This window comes from Pseudomonas sp. 5C2 (assembly GCF_034314155.1).
Taxonomy (GTDB): Bacteria; Pseudomonadota; Gammaproteobacteria; order Pseudomonadales; family Pseudomonadaceae; genus Aquipseudomonas.
The window spans coordinates 1401901-1422616 of record NZ_JAVIWH010000003.1; the positions used below are offsets into that span (position 1 = coordinate 1401901).

19 protein-coding genes are annotated in these 20716 nt (G+C 57.9%); 13 read left to right on the top strand and 6 right to left on the bottom strand.

Annotated elements, in window-relative coordinates; all coding sequences use genetic code 11:
* Positions 1 to 55: 55 nt before the first annotated feature.
* From RGU44_RS21280 to RGU44_RS21315, 8 genes are all read left to right on the top strand, one after another.
* Positions 56 to 832 (top strand): gamma-glutamyl-gamma-aminobutyrate hydrolase family protein, encoded by a 777-nt coding sequence (locus RGU44_RS21280; protein ID WP_322177384.1) that lies wholly within the window; start codon positions 56 to 58, stop codon positions 830 to 832.
* A 38-nt stretch (positions 833 to 870) separates the two neighbouring features.
* On the top strand, positions 871 to 2229 hold the full coding sequence (locus RGU44_RS21285) for a glutamine synthetase family protein (protein WP_322177385.1): 1359 nt from the start codon (positions 871 to 873) through the stop codon (positions 2227 to 2229).
* A gap of 55 nt (positions 2230 to 2284) precedes the next feature.
* On the top strand, positions 2285 to 3649 hold the full coding sequence (locus RGU44_RS21290) for an aspartate aminotransferase family protein (protein ID WP_322277875.1): 1365 nt from the start codon (positions 2285 to 2287) through the stop codon (positions 3647 to 3649).
* Between the two features lie 223 nt (positions 3650 to 3872).
* Positions 3873 to 4973 carry a polyamine ABC transporter substrate-binding protein gene (locus RGU44_RS21295; RefSeq protein ID WP_322177387.1) on the top strand — a complete coding sequence of 367 codons (1101 nt, stop codon included), beginning with the start codon at positions 3873 to 3875 and terminating at the stop codon, positions 4971 to 4973.
* A 246-nt stretch (positions 4974 to 5219) separates the two neighbouring features.
* On the top strand, positions 5220 to 6314 hold the full coding sequence (locus RGU44_RS21300; RefSeq protein ID WP_322177388.1) for a polyamine ABC transporter substrate-binding protein: 1095 nt from the start codon (positions 5220 to 5222) through the stop codon (positions 6312 to 6314).
* Positions 6315 to 6373: 59 nt separating this feature from the next.
* Positions 6374 to 7516 (top strand): polyamine ABC transporter ATP-binding protein, encoded by a 1143-nt coding sequence (gene potA / locus RGU44_RS21305; protein WP_322177389.1) that lies wholly within the window; start codon positions 6374 to 6376, stop codon positions 7514 to 7516.
* Positions 7517 to 7551: 35 nt separating this feature from the next.
* Positions 7552 to 8433 (top strand): ABC transporter permease subunit, encoded by an 882-nt coding sequence (locus RGU44_RS21310; protein WP_322182984.1) that lies wholly within the window; start codon positions 7552 to 7554, stop codon positions 8431 to 8433.
* The gene (locus RGU44_RS21315) at positions 8430 to 9320 is read left to right on the top strand and encodes an ABC transporter permease subunit (RefSeq protein ID WP_322177390.1); all 891 of its coding nucleotides are present in this window, start codon (positions 8430 to 8432) and stop codon (positions 9318 to 9320) included. The genes RGU44_RS21310 and RGU44_RS21315 overlap by 4 nt, the downstream gene beginning before the upstream one ends.
* A gap of 76 nt (positions 9321 to 9396) precedes the next feature.
* Here RGU44_RS21315 and RGU44_RS21320 read toward each other — a convergent pair whose 3' ends face one another.
* The gene (locus RGU44_RS21320) at positions 9397 to 11784 is read right to left on the bottom strand and encodes a penicillin acylase family protein (RefSeq protein ID WP_322277876.1); all 2388 of its coding nucleotides are present in this window, start codon (positions 11782 to 11784) and stop codon (positions 9397 to 9399) included.
* A 103-nt stretch (positions 11785 to 11887) separates the two neighbouring features.
* A complete protein-coding gene (locus RGU44_RS21325; protein WP_322277877.1) occupies positions 11888 to 12466 on the bottom strand; it encodes a DUF6436 domain-containing protein in 579 nt (192 codons plus the stop codon).
* Between the two features lie 119 nt (positions 12467 to 12585).
* Here RGU44_RS21325 and RGU44_RS21330 point away from each other — a divergent pair, with 119 nt between their 5' ends.
* The gene (locus RGU44_RS21330) at positions 12586 to 13539 is read left to right on the top strand and encodes an alpha/beta hydrolase (RefSeq protein ID WP_322277878.1); all 954 of its coding nucleotides are present in this window, start codon (positions 12586 to 12588) and stop codon (positions 13537 to 13539) included.
* Between the two features lie 7 nt (positions 13540 to 13546).
* On the opposite strand, the gene RGU44_RS21335 is transcribed toward RGU44_RS21330, so the two are convergent.
* Positions 13547 to 14317, bottom strand: a complete 771-nt coding sequence (locus tag RGU44_RS21335) for a DUF2059 domain-containing protein (RefSeq protein ID WP_322277879.1) — start codon at positions 14315 to 14317, stop codon at positions 13547 to 13549.
* A gap of 108 nt (positions 14318 to 14425) precedes the next feature.
* On the opposite strand from RGU44_RS21335, the gene RGU44_RS21340 reads away from it, so the two are divergent.
* The gene (locus RGU44_RS21340) at positions 14426 to 15058 is read left to right on the top strand and encodes a 2OG-Fe(II) oxygenase (RefSeq protein WP_322182986.1); all 633 of its coding nucleotides are present in this window, start codon (positions 14426 to 14428) and stop codon (positions 15056 to 15058) included.
* A gap of 5 nt (positions 15059 to 15063) precedes the next feature.
* Here RGU44_RS21340 and RGU44_RS21345 read toward each other — a convergent pair whose 3' ends face one another.
* A complete protein-coding gene (locus RGU44_RS21345; protein WP_322177395.1) occupies positions 15064 to 15837 on the bottom strand; it encodes a transporter substrate-binding domain-containing protein in 774 nt (257 codons plus the stop codon).
* 139 nt (positions 15838 to 15976) lie between these two features.
* On the opposite strand from RGU44_RS21345, the gene RGU44_RS21350 reads away from it, so the two are divergent.
* On the top strand, positions 15977 to 16429 hold the full coding sequence (locus RGU44_RS21350; RefSeq protein ID WP_322177396.1) for a DUF4399 domain-containing protein: 453 nt from the start codon (positions 15977 to 15979) through the stop codon (positions 16427 to 16429).
* A gap of 60 nt (positions 16430 to 16489) precedes the next feature.
* On the opposite strand, the gene serA is transcribed toward RGU44_RS21350, so the two are convergent.
* Positions 16490 to 17719 (bottom strand): phosphoglycerate dehydrogenase, encoded by a 1230-nt coding sequence (serA, locus tag RGU44_RS21355; RefSeq protein WP_322177397.1) that lies wholly within the window; start codon positions 17717 to 17719, stop codon positions 16490 to 16492.
* Positions 17720 to 17878: 159 nt separating this feature from the next.
* Between serA and RGU44_RS21360 the strand changes: the two genes are divergently transcribed.
* Both RGU44_RS21360 and RGU44_RS21365 read left to right on the top strand, forming a co-directional pair.
* Positions 17879 to 19273 carry an FAD-binding oxidoreductase gene (locus RGU44_RS21360; RefSeq protein WP_322177398.1) on the top strand — a complete coding sequence of 465 codons (1395 nt, stop codon included), beginning with the start codon at positions 17879 to 17881 and terminating at the stop codon, positions 19271 to 19273.
* A 50-nt stretch (positions 19274 to 19323) separates the two neighbouring features.
* Complete coding sequence (locus tag RGU44_RS21365) at positions 19324 to 19989, top strand: fumarylacetoacetate hydrolase family protein (protein WP_322177399.1); 666 nt, start codon at positions 19324 to 19326, stop codon at positions 19987 to 19989.
* Between the two features lie 39 nt (positions 19990 to 20028).
* Here RGU44_RS21365 and rpiA read toward each other — a convergent pair whose 3' ends face one another.
* Positions 20029 to 20700, bottom strand: coding sequence for a ribose-5-phosphate isomerase RpiA (rpiA, locus tag RGU44_RS21370; RefSeq protein WP_322277880.1), 672 nt, complete (start codon positions 20698 to 20700; stop codon positions 20029 to 20031).
* Positions 20701 to 20716 lie beyond the last annotated feature (16 nt).

Consider the following 20716-nt stretch of genomic DNA (forward strand, 5'->3'; position numbering starts at 1 on the left):
TGAACAAGGCTAAGCTCGATTGCAACCCATAACAGCAATAATACTCGGGGGTTCCATGTCTCGCCTGCCGTTAATCGGCGTGACCGCCTGCACCAAGCAGATCGGTCTGCACAGTTATCACATCAGTGGCGACAAGTACGTCCGCGCAGTCGCAATCGCTGCCAAGGGCTTGCCGCTGATATTGCCGTCACTGGCTGAATTATTTAACACGGCCCAGATACTCGCCAGCGTCGATGGACTCCTGTTCACCGGCTCGCCCTCCAATGTCGACCCCTCCTATTACGACGGTCCAGCCAGCGCGCCGGGCACCGCTCATGATCCTGATCGTGACCGCACTACTCTACCCCTGATTCGTGCTGCTGTGGCGGCGGGCGTACCGGTGTTGGGAATTTGCCGGGGGTTTCAGGAGATGAACGTGGCCTTCGGTGGCAGCCTGCATCAACGTGTTCATGAAGTTGGAACATTCATGGACCACCGTGAACAGGATAACGAGCCGCTCGAAGTCCAGTACGGGCCAAGCCATATCCTGCATATCCAGCCGGGCGGCGTGCTCGCGGGCCTTGGCCTGCCAAGCGACATTCAAGTCAATTCGATTCATGGTCAGGGCGTTGAGCGTCTGGCGCCGGGCTTGCGCGTCGAGGCTCTGGCGCCTGACGGGTTGATCGAGGCGGTCTCGGTCGCGGCAGGCTCGGGTTTTGCTTTAGGTGTGCAATGGCACCCCGAGTGGCAAGTGACCTCGAATCCGCATTATCTTGCGATTTTCCAGGCATTTGGCGATGCCTGTAGAAAGCGGGCAATACAACGCGACGCAGCCGCGTCAGAAAGTGCCTGACCCCTTCGGGGCCAAGGTGTCTACCTCCTGAGGTATTTATGAGTACCAATCTCGACCAGCTCACCGATTGGTTGAAAGAGCACAAGATCACTGAGGTCGAATGCATGATTGCCGACCTCACTGGGATTACTCGCGGGAAGATCTCACCGACCAATAAGTTCATCGCCGAAAAAGGCATGCGCTTGCCCGAGAGTGTGTTGCTGCAAACGGTCACCGGCGATTATGTCGAAGATGACATCTATTACGAACTGCTGGACCCGGCGGACATCGACATGATCTGCCGCCCGGACCAGAACGCGGTGTTCCTGGTGCCATGGGCCATCGAACCGACGGCTCAGGTGATTCACGACACCTACGACAAGCAAGGCAACCCGATCGAGCTGTCGCCGCGCAACGTATTGAAGAAAGTCCTGAAACTCTATACCGACAAGGGCTGGCAGCCGATTGTGGCCCCGGAAATGGAGTTTTACCTGACCAAGCGTTGCGAAGACCCGGACTTCCCGTTGCAGCCGCCGATTGGTCGCTCCGGTCGCCCGGAAACCGGTCGTCAATCGTTCTCTATAGAAGCTGCCAACGAATTCGACCCGTTGTTCGAGGATGTTTACGACTGGTGCGAACTGCAGAATCTGGACCTGGACACACTGATCCACGAAGACGGCACGGCGCAGATGGAAATCAACTTCCGTCACGGTGATGCGTTGTCGCTGGCCGACCAGATTCTGGTGTTCAAGCGGACCATGCGTGAAGCCGCGCTGAAGCACGACGTGGCGGCAACCTTCATGGCCAAGCCGATGACCGGCGAACCAGGCAGCGCCATGCACTTGCACCAGAGCGTGATCGATATCGCCACCGGCAAAAACATCTTCTCCAACGAAGACGGTTCGATGAGTGAGTTGTTCCTGTGCCACATCGGTGGCCTGCAAAAATTCATCCCCGAGCTGTTGCCGTTGTTCGCGCCGAACGTCAATTCGTTCCGCCGCTTCCTGCCTGATACTTCGGCACCGGTGAACGTGGAGTGGGGTGAAGAGAACCGGACCGTGGGCCTTCGGGTGCCAGATGCGGGTCCGCAAAACCGTCGGGTGGAAAACCGCCTGCCGGGTGCCGACGCCAACCCGTATCTGGCCATCGCGGCGAGCCTGCTGTGCGGCTACATCGGGATGGTCGAAGCAATCAATCCGAGTGCGCCGGTCGTGGGGCGTGGTTATGAACGACGCAATCTGCGTCTGCCGTTGACCATCGAAGACGCGCTGGAGCGAATGGAAAACAGCAAGACAATCGAAAAATACCTCGGTAAGAAATTCATTGTCGGTTACGTCGCGGTCAAGCGTGCCGAGCATGAGAATTTCAAGCGCGTGATCAGCTCTTGGGAACGTGAGTTCCTGCTGTTCGCGGTCTGATTATGATGGGCGCGGCTATGGTCGGCCGCGCCACTTTGAATACGGAGAGAGCGGCATGAGTAATAACAATCCACAAACGCGCGTCTGGCAGGCCTTGAGCAATGATCACCATCTGGCGCCGTTCAGCGACTTCAAACAATTGAAAGAAAAAGGCCCGCGCATCATCACTCGCGCCAAGGGCGTTTATCTGTGGGACAGCGAAGGCAACAAGATTCTCGACGGCATGGCCGGTCTCTGGTGCGTGGCCATCGGTTACGGCCGTGACGAACTGGCCGATGCCGCCAGCAAGCAAATGCGCGAGCTGCCGTATTACAACTTGTTCTTCCAGACCGCTCACCCGCCGGTCCTGGAGTTGGCCAAAGTCATTTCCGATATTGCGCCGGAAGGCATGAACCATGTGTTCTTCACTGGTTCGGGCTCTGAAGGCAACGACACCGTGCTGCGCATGGTGCGTCACTACTGGTCGATCAAAGGCCAGCCGAAGAAGAAAATAATCATCAGCCGAATCAACGGCTATCACGGTTCGACCGTTGCTGGCGCCAGCTTGGGTGGCATGGTTGGCATGCATGAACAGGGTGACTTGCCGATCCCCGGCATCGTCCACATCGCACAGCCGTATTGGTTCGGCGAAGGCGGCGACATGAGCCCGGATGAATTCGGGGTCTGGGCGGCCGAGCAACTGGAGAAGAAAATTCTCGAGTTGGGCGTCGACAACGTGGGCGCCTTTATTGCCGAGCCGATCCAGGGCGCGGGCGGTGTGATCGTTCCACCCGACACCTACTGGCCGAAGATCAAAGAGATCCTCGCCAAGTACGACATCCTGTTTATCGCTGATGAAGTGATCTGCGGGTTTGGTCGCACCGGCGAATGGTTCGGCAGCGATTTCTACGGCCTGAGACCGGACATGATGACCATCGCCAAAGGCCTGACCTCGGGTTACATCCCGATGGGTGGTTTGATCGTGCGCGATGAAGTGGTCGACGTGCTTAACGAAGGCGGCGATTTCAACCACGGATTCACTTACTCCGGTCACCCGGTTGCCGCTGCGGTGGCCCTGGAAAACATCCGTATTTTGCGCGATGAAAAAATTATCGAGCACGTCCGGGAAGAAACGGCACCCTATTTGCAAAAGCGTTTACGTGAGCTGAATGATCACCCATTGGTAGGTGAAGTTCGGGGCGTAGGGCTGCTGGGTGCAATCGAGCTGGTGAAAGATAAATCCACTCGTGAGCGTTATACCGGCAAGGGCGTCGGGATGATTTGCCGACAGTTCTGCTTCGATAACGGCCTGATCATGCGCGCCGTGGGCGACACCATGATCATTGCGCCGCCGCTGGTGATCAGTTTTGCTGAGATTGATGAGCTGGTGACCAAGGCTCGTACGTGCCTGGACCTGACCTTACGTGCCATACAAGGCTAAGTGCTGGGATCAGGTGGAAAAGTGCTTGATTGAGGTGAGTGAAACCGTAGCAAGTTCAACGATTTTCACTCACTTTAAACAGGGCTGGTTTTTGATGTATGCAGTGGACAGGTATTAAGGCGGGCCATGTGGTCTTGAAAGCCCGCCCGGAATCTTGCCAGACTCATGGCGGATTCAGTTGCCGCTACCCAACGGTTAGTGTTCAAACAACGGAGCTGTACGCATGAAGATATTTGGCAAGACCCTCCTCGCCTTGTCCCTTATGGGCGTAGTGGCCGCTGCTGCTCAGGCCGATGACAAAGTTCTGCACGTCTATAACTGGTCCGACTACATCGCACCGGATACCGTCGCGAAATTTGAAAAAGAGTCGGGCATCAAGGTCGTTTACGACGTCTTTGACAGTAACGAAACCCTCGAAGCCAAGTTGTTGGCCGGCAAGTCCGGTTACGACATTGTGGTGCCGTCCAACAACTTCCTGGCCAAGCAAATCAAAGCCGGCGTTTATCAGGAACTGGACCGCTCCAAGCTGCCTAACTGGAAAAACCTGAACGAGAATCTGCTCAAAACCGTGGGCGCAGCCAGCGACCCAGGTAACAAGCATGCCTTCCCGTACATGTGGGGTTCGATCGGCATTGGTTACAACGCCGAAAAAGTTAAAGCAGCCTTGGGCGCTGATGCGCCGGTCAATTCCTGGGACTTGCTGTTCAAGCCAGAGAACGCAGCCAAGCTGAAGGGCTGTGGCGTCAGCTTCCTCGACTCGCCAACCGAGATGATTCCGGTGGCCCTGCATTACTTAGGTTATCCAACCGACACCAAGGACAAAAAGCAGCTGAAAGAAGCTGAAGACTTGTTCCTGAAAATCCGCCCATCGATCACCTATTTCCACTCTTCCAAGTACATCGGTGACTTGGCCAACGGCAACATCTGTGTGGCGGTCGGTTACTCGGGTGACGTTTACCAGGCCAAAGCCCGTGCTGAAGAAGCCGGTGGCAAGGTCAAGGTCAGCTATAGCATTCCTAAGGAAGGGGCCGGTAGCTTCTACGACATGGTTGCGATTCCCAAGGATGCCGAGAACGTCGAAGGTGCTTACAAATTCATGACCTTCCTGCAGAAACCGGAAATCATGGCTGAAATCACCAACAGCGTGCACTTCCCTAACGGCAACGCCGCAGCAACACCGTTGGTCAACGAAGATATCCGTACCGACCCAGGCGTTTATCCGTCGACCGAAGTGCAGGCAAAACTGTACGCCATCAGCGATTTGGATGCCGCAACACAGCGACTTCTGACGCGCAGCTGGACCAAGATCAAATCGGGCAAGTAATGCTCGTGTAAGACCAGCGTGGATCACTTGCAGGGGCTGATGTGTTGGCGAAGAACGCAACGCGGTGTGATGGATACGCCGCCTTCGCCAATACATGGGTTCTTGCAGGGGATCGCACCCATGCTATTGAAGTGTTTTTGGCTGGATGGGTTTATCGAAGGTCAGTTACGCGCCGATTTTGTTGTTCGGCAGGTACCGTGCTGTCTGACACGGGCAAAAGGCCCGCAATAGAAGAGGACCACCCCATTGTCTATTTCTTATTTTCACAACGCATTGTTGGTCGGTGCGAGCTTGACCTTGGCGGTCAGTGTTCAAGCCGCTTCCACGGTGCATATTTATAACTGGTCTGATTATATCGGCGAGACCACCTTGGTGGACTTTGAAGCGGCCACCCACATCAAACCGTTGTATGACGTATTCGATTCCAACGAAACGCTTGAAGGCAAGCTGCTCGCCGGGCATACCGGTTATGACGTGGTCGTTCCGTCCAACCACTTCCTGGGCAAGCAGATCAAAGCCGGGGCGTTCCAGAAACTCGACAAGGCCCAGTTGCCCAATTGGCAGAACCTCGACCCGGCGCTGCTCAAGCGTCTGCAGAAGAATGATCCGGGCAATCAGTACGCCGTGCCGTATCTATGGGGCACCAATGGTATTGGTTACAACGTCGATAAAATCAAGGCGGTACTGGGTGTCGACAAGATCGACTCCTGGGCAATGTTGTTCGAGCCCGAGAACATCAAAAAGCTTTCTAAATGCGGCGTAGCGTTTCTCGACTCTGGCGATGAAATGATTCCCGCCATGCTCAATTACATGGGCCTGAAACCCAACAGTGAAGACCCGGAAGATTACAAAAAAGCGGAAGCGAAGTTACTGGCCATCCGGCCCTACGTGACGTACTTCAACTCGTCCAAATACATCACCGACCTGGCCAACGGCGACATCTGCGTGGCCGCCGGATTTTCCGGTGATGTGTTCCAGGCAAGAGCCCGCGCGGCAGAAGCCGGCAAGGGCGTGAAGGTGGCTTACGTCATCCCCAAGGAAGGCGGCAACCTGTGGTTTGACATGCTGGCGATCCCCCGTGATGCGAGCAACGTCAAAGAGGCCCATGCCTTCATTAACTATCTGCTCAAGCCGGAGGTGATTGCTCAGGTCAGCGACACCGTCGGCTATGCCAACCCGAACTTAAAGGCTGACGCGTTGATGGATCAGAAAGTACGCACCGATGCCGCGGTTTATCCACCGCAAGAGGTCCTGGACAAGCTTTACGTCAATGCTGAGTTGCCCCCGAAGGTGCAACGTTTAATGACCCGCAGCTGGACTAAGGTCAAGTCGGGTAAATAAGAAAAATCCAGGCCCGGCTGTACTGGTCGGGCTGCAAATTTTGTTGGGAGTTTCACCAAATGGCAGTTGCCTCCGGCGCCTATAAGAAAGCCCTCGAAGGTGGTCAGCAACCTAAACAGGTGCTGGTCAAAATCGACCGGGTCACGAAGAAGTTCGACGAGACGATTGCCGTGGACGACGTGTCCCTGCAAATCAATAAAGGCGAGATTTTTGCCTTGCTCGGCGGCTCTGGTTCAGGAAAGTCCACGCTTCTGCGCATGCTCGCAGGCTTTGAGCGGCCGACCGAGGGGCGTATCTACCTTGATGGCGTGGACATCACCGATATGCCGCCCTACGAGCGGCCGATCAACATGATGTTCCAGTCCTACGCGCTGTTCCCGCATATGACCGTCGCGCAGAACATCGCCTTCGGTTTAAAGCAGGACAAGATTTCCGCTCAGGAGATCGATGCCCGCGTGGCTGAGATGCTCAAGCTGGTGCAGATGAGCCAGTACGCCAAGCGCAAGCCGCATCAGTTGTCCGGCGGTCAGCGCCAGCGTGTGGCCCTGGCGCGCTCGCTGGCGAAAAAGCCGAAGCTGTTGCTGCTCGACGAACCCATGGGTGCGCTGGACAAAAAACTGCGCTCGCAAATGCAGCTGGAATTGGTCGAGATCATCGAGCGCGTTGGCGTGACCTGCATCATGGTGACCCACGATCAGGAAGAGGCCATGACCATGGCCCAGCGCATCGCAATTATGCACCTGGGCTGGATCGCACAGATTGGCAGCCCGATTGATATTTATGAAACCCCGACCAGCCGGCTGGTCTGCGAATTCATCGGCAACGTCAACCTGTTCGAAGGCGAAGTCGTCGATGACGCCGAAGGTCACGCGCTGATCGCAAGCCCGGAACTGGAACGCAATATCTTCGTCGGCCACGGTATTAGTACGTCGGTTGAAGACAAGCACATTACCTATGCGATTCGTCCGGAAAAGCTTTTGGTTACCACGATGATGCCAAGCTGCGAGTACAACTGGTCGCGCGGCAAAGTACACGACATCGCTTACCTGGGGGGCCACTCGGTGTTTTATGTCGAGTTGCCGTGCGGCAAGATGGTCCAGTCGTTCGTTGCCAACGCTGAACGCCGTGGTGCACGTCCGACCTGGGACGATGAAGTCTACGTATGGTGGGAAGACGACAGCGGCGTGGTATTACGCTCATGAAAATGCGAAAAATAACACGCACGCTCAGCCGAATAATTCCCGGTGGCCGGCAGTTGGTCATCGGGGTCCCTTTCCTCTGGATGTTCCTGTTCTTCATGCTGCCGTTCATCATCGTGCTGAAAATCAGCTTCGCTGAGGCAGACGTTGCGATTCCGCCGTACACCGAAATTTTCAACGTTATCGAACAGAAACTGCAGCTGATTCTCAACCTCGGCAATTACGCGATGCTCGGCGATGATGAGCTGTACATCGCTGCTTACCTGGGCTCGCTGAAGATGGCGTTTTTCAGCACGCTGCTGTGCTTGCTGATCGGCTATCCCATGGCCTACGGCATCGCCACGGCGCGCAAAGAAAGCCAGACGGTCTTGCTGCTATTGATCATGATGCCAACCTGGACCGCGATCCTGATTCGCGTTTACGCGTGGATGGGCATCCTTAGCAACAACGGCCTGCTCAACAGCTTCCTGATGTGGCTGGGGGTCATCAACGAGCCCTTGCAGATACTCAATACCAACCTGGCGGTCTATATCGGCGTGGTGTATTCCTACCTGCCGTTCATGATCCTGCCGCTGTACGCCAACTTGGTGAAACATGATCAAAGCCTGCTTGAAGCCGCTTCGGACCTGGGTTCGAGCACCTTCAACAGCTTCTGGAAAATCACCGTGCCGTTGTCCAAAAACGGCATTATCGCCGGCTGCATGCTGGTCTTCATTCCGGTAGTGGGCGAGTTCGTGATCCCGGAACTGCTGGGCGGTCCCGAGACGTTGATGATTGGTAAAGTGCTGTGGCAAGAGTTCTTCAATAACCGTGACTGGCCGGTAGCGTCTGCTCTGGCGGTGGTGATGCTGGCGATCCTGATCGTGCCGATCATCCTCTTCAACCGTAGCCAGGCCAAAGAACTGGAGGCTAAAGCATGAAGCGCTTCAGATTCTCGAACATGATGCTGATATTGGGCCTGGTATTTATCTACGCCCCCATGGTCATCCTGGTTATCTACTCGTTCAACGCCTCCAAGCTGGTGACGGTCTGGGGTGGCTGGTCGATCAAGTGGTACGTTGGCCTGCTGGATAACACCCAACTGATGGGTTCTGTCATGCGTTCGCTGGAGATCGCGTGCTATACGTCGATCGCCGCCGTGGCGCTGGGGACCATGGCTGCGTTTGTGTTGACGCGTATCGCTCACTTCAAAGGCCGGACGCTGTTCGGTGGGTTGGCGACGGCCCCTCTGGTGATGCCTGAAGTGATCACCGGTCTGTCGCTGTTGCTGCTGTTCGTGGCCATGGCGCAGATGATCGGCTGGCCGCAGGAACGCGGCATCGTCACCATCTGGATCGCTCACACAACGTTCTGTGCGGCGTACGTGTCGGTGGTGGTTTCGGCTCGCTTGCGTGAGTTGGACCTGTCCATTGAAGAAGCGGCCATGGACCTGGGGGCGCGGCCGTGGAAGGTGTTTTTCCAGATCACCATCCCGATGATTGCGCCGTCACTGGCTGCGGGCGCGATGATGTCTTTCGCCCTGTCGCTGGACGATCTGGTCCTCGCCAGTTTCGTGTCGGGCCCTGGCTCGACGACCTTACCGATGGAAGTGTTCTCCGCCGTGCGCCTGGGCGTTAAACCGGAAATCAACGCCATCGCCAGCTTGATCCTGTTGGCCGTTTCGATAGCGACCTTCATGGTCTGGTTCTTCAGCCGTCGGGCTGAAGATCAGCGCAAGCGCGCTATCCAGCTCGCCATCGACGAAGCTGCTGCCGAGACCTGGTCACAACCCGATCCACGTCGGGCGCAGGTATCTGAAGTCGCGTGATTGATTGTGCCGGACGTCGTTATAAACGGCGTCTGGCACTTGGCTTTTGCCGAGAGACCGGCAGCGCCAGCGAACTCTATCTGGCTGGCACCAGCTTCAACGTCCCCCGCATATTTGCCGCTACATCCCCTTCATCGAAATGCTCCTGCACATAGCCGCCTTCGATGTAGGTCTTGGCTTGATCCGAATAATGCTCATCGAACAACACGCCACTTTGCCCAACCGGGTTGATGCCCAGGCTGTGGGCCGGGTCTGCAAAGTCGATCAAGCGTCGGGTCGAGGGGCCATAGGTCACTGGCCACGGCGCTGAACTGATACGGGCAGACTGGTTGTTCGGCACTTCATGGGTGCCCGGCGCGGGAAACGGGCCGACGTTGAACAGCCCGTCCAACGGTTTCTGCATACCCAGCGGGTGACCATGGGTCAAGGTATGCGCCTTGCCCCAGCGCCATTCATCAGGGTTAGCGCCATACAGGGATTTGAGGTGCAAGACGCTGGCGTGCCACGCGGCTTTGACCACGTCTGCCCGGTTCTTTTCGGCGGGTGAATTGCGGTTGTTCCACCACGGTGAGTCGGCATCGGCCACCAATCGCGGCAGCGCCGCGTCGATCACACGGCTCGAGAGCAAGGTGTCGAAAAAGCCATCGCCCAGTTCATCGTGCATCGCTTCCCGGATCAGGTCCGAGACGAACTGATTGAACAGCGTCGCCCCGACTGAATCCAGTGAGTAGTCGCCTTTCCAGTTGGCCAGGCGCTCGACCATTGCCCGTTCTTCGGGGTCGTCCACGGCGCTGCGCAAGACCGGAATCAGTGGCTTCAACACCCGTGGCGCGTAGTCGGTCTGGGTGCCCAGTTGCAGTTTTTTGCTGCTTTCCAGATCCCACTTCACGGCCGGGTCGCTCAGTTGCCTGTTCAGTTGTTGACCGCGGTCTGCGAGGTTGTAGTAACCGGGAATTTCCATGCCTGTCGGCGACACGGGCTGGAAGTTGGCCGAGACGATGTAGCCGCGTGCCGGGTTCTCTTCCTGCGGGTTGGCGCTGAAGGGGTAGAAGCCTGCCTTGTCTGCCTGCGCGGTGCTGCCGTCGAGGATGAAAGTGGGGTTCACGCCCTCGGGCCTGATGGGCAGTTGTGCCGCGGCCCACCAGCCGATGTCGCCTTTGGCGTTGGCCCAGACCACATTCAGCCCTGGCGATTGAATTTTTTCGGCCGCCGCGCGCATTTTGCTCAGGGTGTCGGCGCGATTAGCTTCGTAGAAGCCTTGCAGAATCGGGTTCTCGGACGCCAGAAACGACCACCACATCGCGACCGGTGCGGTGCCGGCTGTCGCACCCAACGCATCGTTGATGATCGGGCCGTGAGGCGATTGGCGCAGGTGCAGGGTGACGGCAGGCGCGTCCTTGACCAGGATTTGCTGCTCGCTTTGGATCATGTCGACCCAGGCCCCGTGATACCAGACCTGATTGGGGTTGTCCGGGTTGGTCTTCTCGGCGATCAGGTCCAGATCGTCGTTCTGGAACATGGTCAGGCTCCAGCCGAAGTCGCGGTTGTGCCCCAGCGACGCGAATGGGTTGAGCGCCTGGTGATGGCCATACAGCTCGAATCCCGGCGCCGACAATTGCGCTTCGTACCACACCGACGGCACGGCAAACCGAATATGCGGGTCGCCGGCCAGCAGCGGCTTACCGCTTTGGGTGCGGCTGCCGGAGATCGCCCAGGCGTTACTGCCTTCGAATTGCGGCAAGCCGGCCTCTTCCAGCGCGCGCAGGCTCAGGCGAGACAGGTCGTTCAAACCTTTCCAGTCGGCACTGGCGAGCGCGGGTGCCTGGCCCAGCGCGCCTTGTGGCTGCCAGGCGAGGTCAAAGACTTTCAGGTAGTCGGCCCCCAACTGGTCGCGCACATAGGTCAGCAAGGGTTCGGTGCGAAAGGCTGCGGCAAAGCTGTACGCCATGTAACCGCCGACGCTCAGGGTGTCTTCGGCGGTAAACGGACGCTTCTTGATGCCCAGCAGGTCGAACTCGATGGGTTTGGCGTGGGTGTCCTGATATTGGTTAATACCGTCCAGATACGCTTCCAGGGCCTTCCAGGCAGGCATTTGTTTGTCCTGTTGGGCGACGTAGGTGTCGGCATGCTCACGAATGCGCAGGCTGCGGAACAGTTTGTCGGTGTCCAGCAGCTTGGGGCCCAGCACCTCGGCCAGTTCGCCACGCGCCAGCCGCCGCAGCATCTCCATCTGAAACAGCCGGTCCTGCGCGTGGACATAACCCAGGGTGCGATACAGATCCGCCTCGTTTTCGGCGCTGATGTGCGGCACGCCGCGCTCGTCGTAACGTACGGTGACTGGCGCCTGCAGGTGGGCCAGGGTCATTTCGCCCTGACGCACGGGCTGCTTGCTGTGGATATACCAGGCGCCACCGCCCGTGATGAGGGTGATAACGAGGGTGACGGCGGTCAGGCTGCGCTTCATCTGCGTTCTCGTGAATGATTCAGGCCGGGGGGTTGCAGGCTACAGAGTTGCTTTAGGCCTGTGTAGCGGCGTCGGGGGCTTGATCAGTGTCCGGAATGTCGGATCACAGCCCGACCCGCCAAGGGCAATAGCAACCGACAGCCATGGTGTGCGTGGCATTGACTGCGCGACCGGCGCTCAGGGCCTGGAGAATCGGCTCGATAAAGCTGTTGCCGGAATTGCAGGTGGCGCCTTCGCTGTAGGGACCGAAGTAGGCCAGGCGACCTTCACGGTCCCAGATCGCGACAGCGGGGCTGGCGGTGATGCGCTCCGCACCGGGCAGGCTGGCCAGCGGTTTGATCGCGTCCAGGGTGCTGGGTAATTGGCCGTGGGTTCCCGGTTTCTGCACCGAGTAGAAGTCCACGCCCTGTGCGCCGCCGTAGTGCTCGACCAGTTCGCTCAAGTGCTGCTGATTGCCGACGTTGCACGGGCAGGCCGGGTCCCAGAAATGCACCAGGCGAATTCGCCCCGGCCCGGCCAGTTCGGCAGGCAGACTCAGTACGTCACCGGCGAACAGCGCCGTCTGGTCGCTGAACGGGCGGATGTAGCGGCCCTGGAACCAATCGTATGCCGCCCACAGCCCGGCCGCGCACATGAGGGCAAGCAGGCACGCGAGGAGGGTAGGGCGATGACGTGAGTTCATGCGGGACAGTTCGGTTTAGGGAGGCGTAGCTTGCCATGCCTGACGAGACAGATGAATATCGCAGCCAAATCATTGTCATGTTCGGATGAAAATGACCTCCGTTTTTGCCTGGATACCCCATGACTGCCACGTTTGCCCCTGATTCTTTACGATCCAGCCTGCAACCTTTGCTCGCCGCGCAGCCGATGTCCAGCCAAGGGCTGGCGTATCAGCGCTTCTATGGCCTGACGTTTGTCGGGCGCGCGACTCCGGTGCGCAGTTGGCTGGGACGCTTTGACATCGGTGGTTACCAAGTAGTCAGCCAGGTCTGGCTGCCCGAACAGCCTGTCGCGACCTTATTTTTGATCCACGGTTTCTACGACCATATGGGTTTGTATCGGCATGTCATCGAGTGGGCGCTGGATCAGCATTTTGCGGTGATTGCCTGCGATCTGCCGGGGCATGGCTTGTCCAGCGGCGCTCGCGCGAGCATCCATGACTTCGCCGAGTACCAGGAGGTGCTGCACGCGTTGTTTGCCGAAGCGATGAGGCTAAAGTTGCCGCAACCCTGGCATCTGTGCGGGCAAAGTACGGGCGGGGCGATAGTGATCGACCATCTGCTCAACCACGGCATCGACAGCCCTGCGCAAGGGCAGGCGATCTTGCTGGCGCCGTTGATCCGACCACGGGCCTGGGGTTGGTCGAAACTCAGTTACTACCTGCTCAACCCCTTCGTCAAAGGTATTGCTCGGCGTTTCAGCGAAAACTCCAACGACCCTGCGTTCCTGCCGTTTTTGTTGGCGGATCCGCTGCAACCGCAACGCCTGCCGACCGCCTGGGTAGGCGCCTTGGCCAAGTGGATCAAACGTATCGAGGCCGCGCCACGCAGTACCCGCAGCCCGTTGATCGTTCAGGGTGACGCGGACATGACCGTCGACTGGGGTCACAACCTCGAGGTGCTCAAGGATAAATTCGCCCAGCCACAGATATTGATGCTGAGCGGGGCACGGCATCACCTGGCTAATGAACTGCCTGCGTTGCGTCAGCGTTATTTTGCATTTTTGAGTGAGCGAATGGGGCAGGCGCGTTCTTAACCCGCGCTTAACCCCCCGGCTGCCCTGCGGGTGCGAGGCTCGATGTACTTTGCCCAACCGCCAGCCCGGCGCGAATCGCTGCCAGCGCGGCTTTGTAATACGCTTTGCCTGCGGGGGATTCGGCGAAGGTGGTGAACTCTTCCAGTTCCGGGTCTGAAAGGTCGCGGTAGACGTAGAGCAGGGTGTTGTTCATGTCGTTGCCGATCTGCGCCATCAAGCGTTCGCGCTGACCATCCAGCATGCCTTGGGCCTGGCCACCGCCCAGCAGGCCGGGGATCATCTGGCTCAGGCTGTCAGCCGCAACGCCGGCGATGGCAAGGCTGACCTCGGCTCCCGCCTCACGGGCGGGCAGGTCCTGGGCCAGATGGCCGATCAGTAATTGACGGGTTGCGCTGGCTTCAATGTGTGGCAGGCCTTGAGCGTTTTTCGCCAGTTGATCGGGGCGGGTCGCGGTCAGTTCGGCGGTGACGATCTTGCGGCCCAGGGGCGACTGGAAAAACTGCAGCGCTGGCGCCGGGTCTTTCAGGGCTTGTCGCAAGTGTTGCTCGGCGCGCTGATCCATGGCCTGCGGAGCGAAGCGCTGATTGCTGTTGTTGACCAATGCGTCATAGACCGCTGGCGGCAAGCTGTTGCGATAGCGTTGTTGAGCCGCGCTCAAGGCAGCATTGAAATGCGCGCGTTGTTCTGGCCAACCGGCGACCGTGTACAACTGGTCGTGGCCGTCTGCCCACGCGGGCATCGTGCAGAACATCAACAGCAAAACAAACAAACGGCGCATAAGGACTCCTGTCAGCAGGCCGCTATTCTCAGTGCGGTGGCGGGGACTTGTCGAGTTAACACTTCGTTCGCTCGGCGGTGCTGTCGGTTTTCAAGACGTATGGATACTATGCGCGACATGCAAATACCCTCTGATCACCCGCTACTGCTACGAATCGTCGATGATCTGGCCGCTCACGGTTGGTCACAGCAGAATATTTTCTTGCCGGAAACGCTGACCCTCGAGTTGGCCGCCGAGTGCCGCGAGCGTGCGGCTGAGGGCGAACTGTCGCCAGCGGCGGTGGGACGCGGCTCGACTCAGGAAGTGCGAGAGGGGGTTCGCGGTGACCATATCCAGTGGCTGGAAGCCAGTGAGTCCGCAGCCTGTGACCGTTATCTGGGCTTGATGGAGAGCCTGCGCCAGGCGCTCAATCGCGGATTATTTCTCGGACTGGAAGACTATGAGAGCCATTTTTCGCTCTACCCACCGGGCGCGTTCTACCTCAAGCATGTCGACCGCTTCCGCGACGATGACCGGCGCACGGTCTCTGCGGTGCTTTACCTGAATCAAGGCTGGTTGCCCGAGCACGGTGGCCAGTTGCGCATGTTTCTAAAAGAGGGCGTCGACCATGACGTGCAGCCCAAGGGCGGCTGTCTGGTGGTGTTCCTCTCTGGCGAAATTCCCCATGAGGTGCTGCCGTCGACCCGCGAACGCCTTTCCCTGACGGGCTGGTTTCGGCGACGCGGGGATGATCCGTTCTGACCCGGTTACGGTTTGGACGGCTTGCTCGCATCAATACCGAACCATTTTTCAGACAGCGCGCTCAACCGGCCATCGGCTTTGATTCGCTGCAATGCCCCGTCCAGCACGCCCTGGAATGCTGGATTACCCTTCTGAAACGGGATTGCCAGGACCAAGGGCGGTCCGACGTCATTGCCGGGCTTGACGGGCAGATGGCTGTCACGAATCGCAGAAGGTACTAGCAGGCGATCACTGATCGCGGCGTCGATCTGGTCGTTGGCCAGCGCCTTCAACGGCTGCTGTGCATCCGGGTAGCTGCGCAGGTCGATGCCTTCACGGGTACGCGCCTCTTCGGCGAACTGGCTGCTCTGGGCGACGCCCAGCGAGAGACCTTTAAGGGCGTCCAGAGTGCTCAACGGGCGCTTTTCCTCACTGCGCACAATCAGTTGCGCGTTGGAATAGCTATAGGGCTCGCTGAAATCGACGCGCGCCTTGAGTTCCGGGGTGACCGCAATGTGATTCAGGGCGATGTCGTATTTGTCGCCTTCGACACCTGGCAGCAGGTCGGCCGCGTCGGTAGTGACAAACGAAGCGCGTACGTCCAGCTCATCGGCCAACAGCTGGCCGAGTTCGACTTCGAAGCCCGTCAGTTTGCCGTCCTGCATGAAGCTGAAAGGCGCAAAGTTTGCCTCCATGGCTATGCGTAATTCGCCACGATCATTCACTTCGTCGATCAAGTCGGCATGAGCCAAGGGGCTCAAAAAGACAGATAGAAATAACAGGCTTGGCACAAAATGCATGAACGCTCCTAAGGTAAAAGAAATCACAACCGCTATGCTTTATGGTGTTTAGCTTAGTCGGCCGCAGCTTTGGACACTTAAATGAACCGAAGTTGTTGTTGTAGGTCCGATTTTGTGTAAAAAATTACCTGGAGAAACCATGAAGACCTTATTTTCAAGAACGACTATCGCCGGGTTGTTATTGGGAGGCTCTTTGTTAGGCGCTTCTTTAGTAGCTAACGCTGCCGATGTTCCGCGTACCGCCTCACCTGCGGGGGCCGAGGTGTACATTATTTCACCCAAAGATGGAGCCACTGTCGGCAAGACCTTCAAGGTCCAGTTCGGCCTTAAAGGCATGGGCGTTGCGCCTGCGGGTGTCGATATTCCAGACACCGGCCACCATCACCTGCTGATTGATGTGAAAGATCAGCCCGCGATGGATGCACCCCTGCCAGTGACCGACAACATCAAGCACTTCGGCAAAGGTCAGACCGAAACCGAACTGACCTTGACGCCAGGCAAGCACACCCTGCAATTGCTGGTGGGCGACAAGAGCCACATCCCGCTGAACCCGCCGGTCGAGTCGAAGAAAATCACGGTAAACGTCAAGTAACCTGAACTCGACGCGATAAAAAAGGAGACCCGAAGGTCTCCTTTTTGACATCTGAAAAACCTAGAACAGCACGCGGCTACGGATAGTGCCGTTGATGGTCTGCAGCTTTTCTTGCGCCAGATCGGAGTATTCGGCGTCGACATCGATCACCACGTAACCAACTCTCTCGTTGGTTTGCAGGAACTGACCGGAGATGTTGATACCGTTTTCGGCGAAGACCTTGTTAATCTCGCTCATCACGCCCGGGATGTTCTGGTGGATGTGCAGCAGACGGTGCTTGCCAGGGTGAGCCGGCAACGCCACTTCTGGGAAGTTGACCGAGGACACCGACGTACCGTTGTCGCTGTACTTGACCAGCTTCTCAGCCACTTCCAGACCAATATTGGCCTGAGCTTCGGCTGTCGAACCACCGATGTGCGGGGTCAGGATCACGTTGTCCAGGCCACGCAATGGGCTTTCGAACTCTTCGTTGTTCGAGCGAGGCTCGACCGGGAAGACGTCGATGGCCGCGCCGATCAAGTGTTTATCCTTGATGGCGTCTGCCAGGGCGTCCAGTTCGACCACGGTGCCGCGAGCGGCGTTGATCAGGATGCTGCCCTTTTTCATCGAGCGGATTTCTTTTTCGCCGATCATCCACTGGGTCGCAGCGGTTTCCGGAACGTGCAGGGTGACGATGTCCGCCAGACCCAACAGTTCGTTCAGGCTGGAGACCTGCGTCGAGTTGCCCAGCGGCAGTTTGGTCAGGGTGTCGTAGAAAAACACCTGCATGCCCAGGCCTTCAGCCAGCACCGAAAGCTGAGTGCCGATCGAGCCGTAGCCGACGATGCCCAGTTTCTTGCCGCGAATTTCGAAGGAGTTGGCCGCGCTTTTGATCCAGCCACCACGGTGGCAGGAAGCGTTTTTCTCTGGGATGCCGCGCAGCAACAGGATCGCTTCAGCCAGTACCAGCTCCGCCACCGAACGGGTGTTGGAGTAGGGGGCGTTGAAAACAGCGATGCCGCGTTCGCGGGCAGCATTGAGATCGACCTGATTGGTACCGATGCAGAAACAGCCGACCGCGACCAGTTTCTTGGCGCAATCGAATACTTCTTCAGTCAGTTGGGTGCGGGAACGGATGCCAATGAAGTGTGCATCGGCGATCTTTTCCTTCAGCTCGGCTTCCGGCAGAGAGCCGGTGAGGTACTCAATAGTTGTGTACCCGGCCGCCTTGAGGACGTCCACGGCGGATTGGTGGACGCCTTCGAGAAGAAGGAACTTGATCTTGCTCTTATCGAGAGAAGTCTTGCTCATCTGCGTAAACCTGTGTCCCGGAGAAAATGGCAGGGGTCGCAGATCGGCCATAGGCACGATTAGCGGGGGGCGTATGCTAGCATATGCACCCCGCGAAACACCCATTCCTGGACGTGAAGCGTTCTCAGGATGACCATGAATTGTTCGAGAGTTCCTTCGATGACCCATCCTGCTTTGATAGATGAGCTGAAGACCCTGGTTGAGCCTGGCAAGGTGCTGACCGATGCCGACTCCCTCAACGTTTACGGCAAGGATTGGACCAAGCATTTTGCGCCCGCGCCATTGGCCATTGTGTTTCCCAAAAGCACCGAACAGGTACAGGCCATTGTCCGTTGGGCCAATGAGCGTCGGGTTGCGCTGGTACCGTCCGGGGGACGGACCGGGCTCTCCGCTGCGGCCGTTGCTGCCAATGGCGAAGTGGTCGTTGCGTTCGACTACATGAACCAGGTGTTGGAATTCAATACCACGGACCGCACCGTGGCCTGTCAGCCGGGTGTTATCACCGCACAGCTGCAGACCTTGGCTGAAGAGAACGGCCTGTATTACCCGGTCGACTTCGCTTCCGCCGGCTCCAGCCAGATTGGCGGCAATATCGGCACCAATGCCGGCGGGATCAAGGTCATTCGCTACGGTATGACCCGCAATTGGGTGGCGGGCCTCAAAGTCGTTACCGGCAAAGGCGACCTGCTCGAACTCAATAAAGATTTGATCAAAAACGCCACCGGCTATGACTTGCGTCAGCTGTTCATCGGCGCCGAGGGTACGCTTGGCTTCGTTGTCGAAGCCACCATGCGCCTTGATCGTGCGCCGAAAAACCTGACCGCCATGGTCCTGGGTACCAGTGATTTCGACGCGATCATGCCGGTACTGCATGCGTTCCAGAACAAGCTCGACCTGACCGCTTTCGAATTTTTCTCCGACAAAGCGCTGGCCAAGGTGCTGGCGCGCGGCGATGTTCCGGCACCTTTCGAGTCCGATTGCCCGTTCTACGCGTTGCTGGAATTCGAGGCGATCTCCGAAGACGTGGCCAACGATGCACTGGCAACCTTCGAGCATTGCGTTGAACAGGGCTGGGTACTTGACGGCGTAATGAGCCAGAGCGACCAGCAGTTGCAGAACCTGTGGAAGTTGCGCGAGTACATTTCCGAGACCATCTCACACTGGACTCCGTACAAAAACGACATCTCGGTGACGGTGTCGAAAGTGCCAGCGTTCCTCAAGGAAATCGACGCTATCGTCGGCGAACACTATCCTGATTTCGAAATCGTCTGGTTCGGCCACATTGGCGACGGCAACCTGCACTTGAACATCCTCAAGCCGGACAACCTGAGCAAGGATGAGTTTTTCGCCAAGTGCGCGACAGTCAACAAGTGGGTGTTCGAGACCGTGCAGAAGTACAACGGCTCGATCTCTGCCGAGCATGGCGTGGGCATGACCAAGCGTGACTACCTGACGTACAGTCGTTCGCCGGTAGAGATCGAGTACATGAAAGCGGTTAAAGCGGTGTTCGACCCGAACGGGATCATGAACCCTGGCAAAATTTTCGCTGTTTGATCCGTTGGCCTGAACGGGCCGTATCGTATAGAGAGACCCAGGAGTCGCCCATGAGCTATCAGCACCAGTATGTAGACGGTACGCGGATCCACTTCCCGGTGGGTAAAGTCGTCTGTATCGGCCGTAACTACGCCGAACACGCCAAGGAACTGGATAACCCGGTGCCGACCGAACCGCTGTTGTTTATCAAGCCCGGCAGTTGCGTGGTGGCTTTGGACGGTGGTTTCACTATTCCGGCCGACCGTGGCTCGGTGCACTACGAAGCCGAAATCGTGGTGTTGATCGGCAAACCGTTGACGCGTAACCCGTCGCGTGAAGAAGTGCTGGATGCGATCACCGGTTTTGCGCCTGGCCTCGACCTGACCTTGCGTGACGTTCAGTCCAGGCTCAAGGAAAAGGGCCTGCCTTGGGAGATCGCCAAGTCGTTTGACGGTGCTGCGGTATTGGCGCCCTTCGTCTCGGCTGACGCCTATGAAGACCTGACCGATATCGGCATTCGCCTGACCATCAACGGTGAAGTGCGCCAGGACGGCAACAGCAGCGCGATGCTCAACCCTATCGTGCCGATGATTCAGTACATGGCGTCGAACTTCTCCTTGCAGGCCGGTGACGTGATCATGACCGGAACCCCTGCGGGTGTCGGTCCGCTCAATGTGGGCGATGAAATCGTGCTGGAGCTGACCGGCAAGAGCCGTTTCGAAAGCAGCGTGCGCTAAACCATTCGCAGCGGGACGCGTCCCGCTGCAAATGTAGTCTCAGCGTTTAAGTGTCTTCACGCCTTCAGCCGTACCCAAGAACAGCAAGTCAGCCGAACGCGCAGCGAACAACCCGTTGGTGACCACTCCGACGATGGCGTTGATTTGGGTTTCCAGCTCCACCGGGTTGGTGATGTTCAGGTTGAACACGTCGAGGATGATATTGCCGTTGTCGGTCACCACGCCTTCGCGATACACCGGATCGCCGCCCAGTTTCACTAGCTGACGGGCCACATGGCTGCGGGCCATAGGGATCACTTCGACGGGCAGCGGGAAAGCACCCAGCACGGACACCAGCTTGCTGCCATCGGCGATGCAGATGAAGGTCTGGGCCACGGCCGCAACGATTTTTTCCCGGGTCAACGCAGCGCCGCCGCCTTTGATCAGGTGCAGGTGCTCATCGGCTTCGTCAGCACCGTCGATGTAAAACTCCAAGTCACTGACGGTATTCAGTTCATACACCGGAATGCCGTGGCCCTTGAGGCGCGCTGCAGTGGCTTCGGAACTGGCGACAGCACCGTCGAACGCACCCTTGTGTTTGGCCAGCGCATCAATGAAACAGTTGGCCGTGGAGCCGGTACCCACACCCACAACGCTCTTGTCGTTGAGTTTTGGAAGGATGAAGTCGACAGCGGCTTGGGCCACGGCCTGTTTGAGTTGATCCTGGGTCATGCGTGCTCCACGGTGC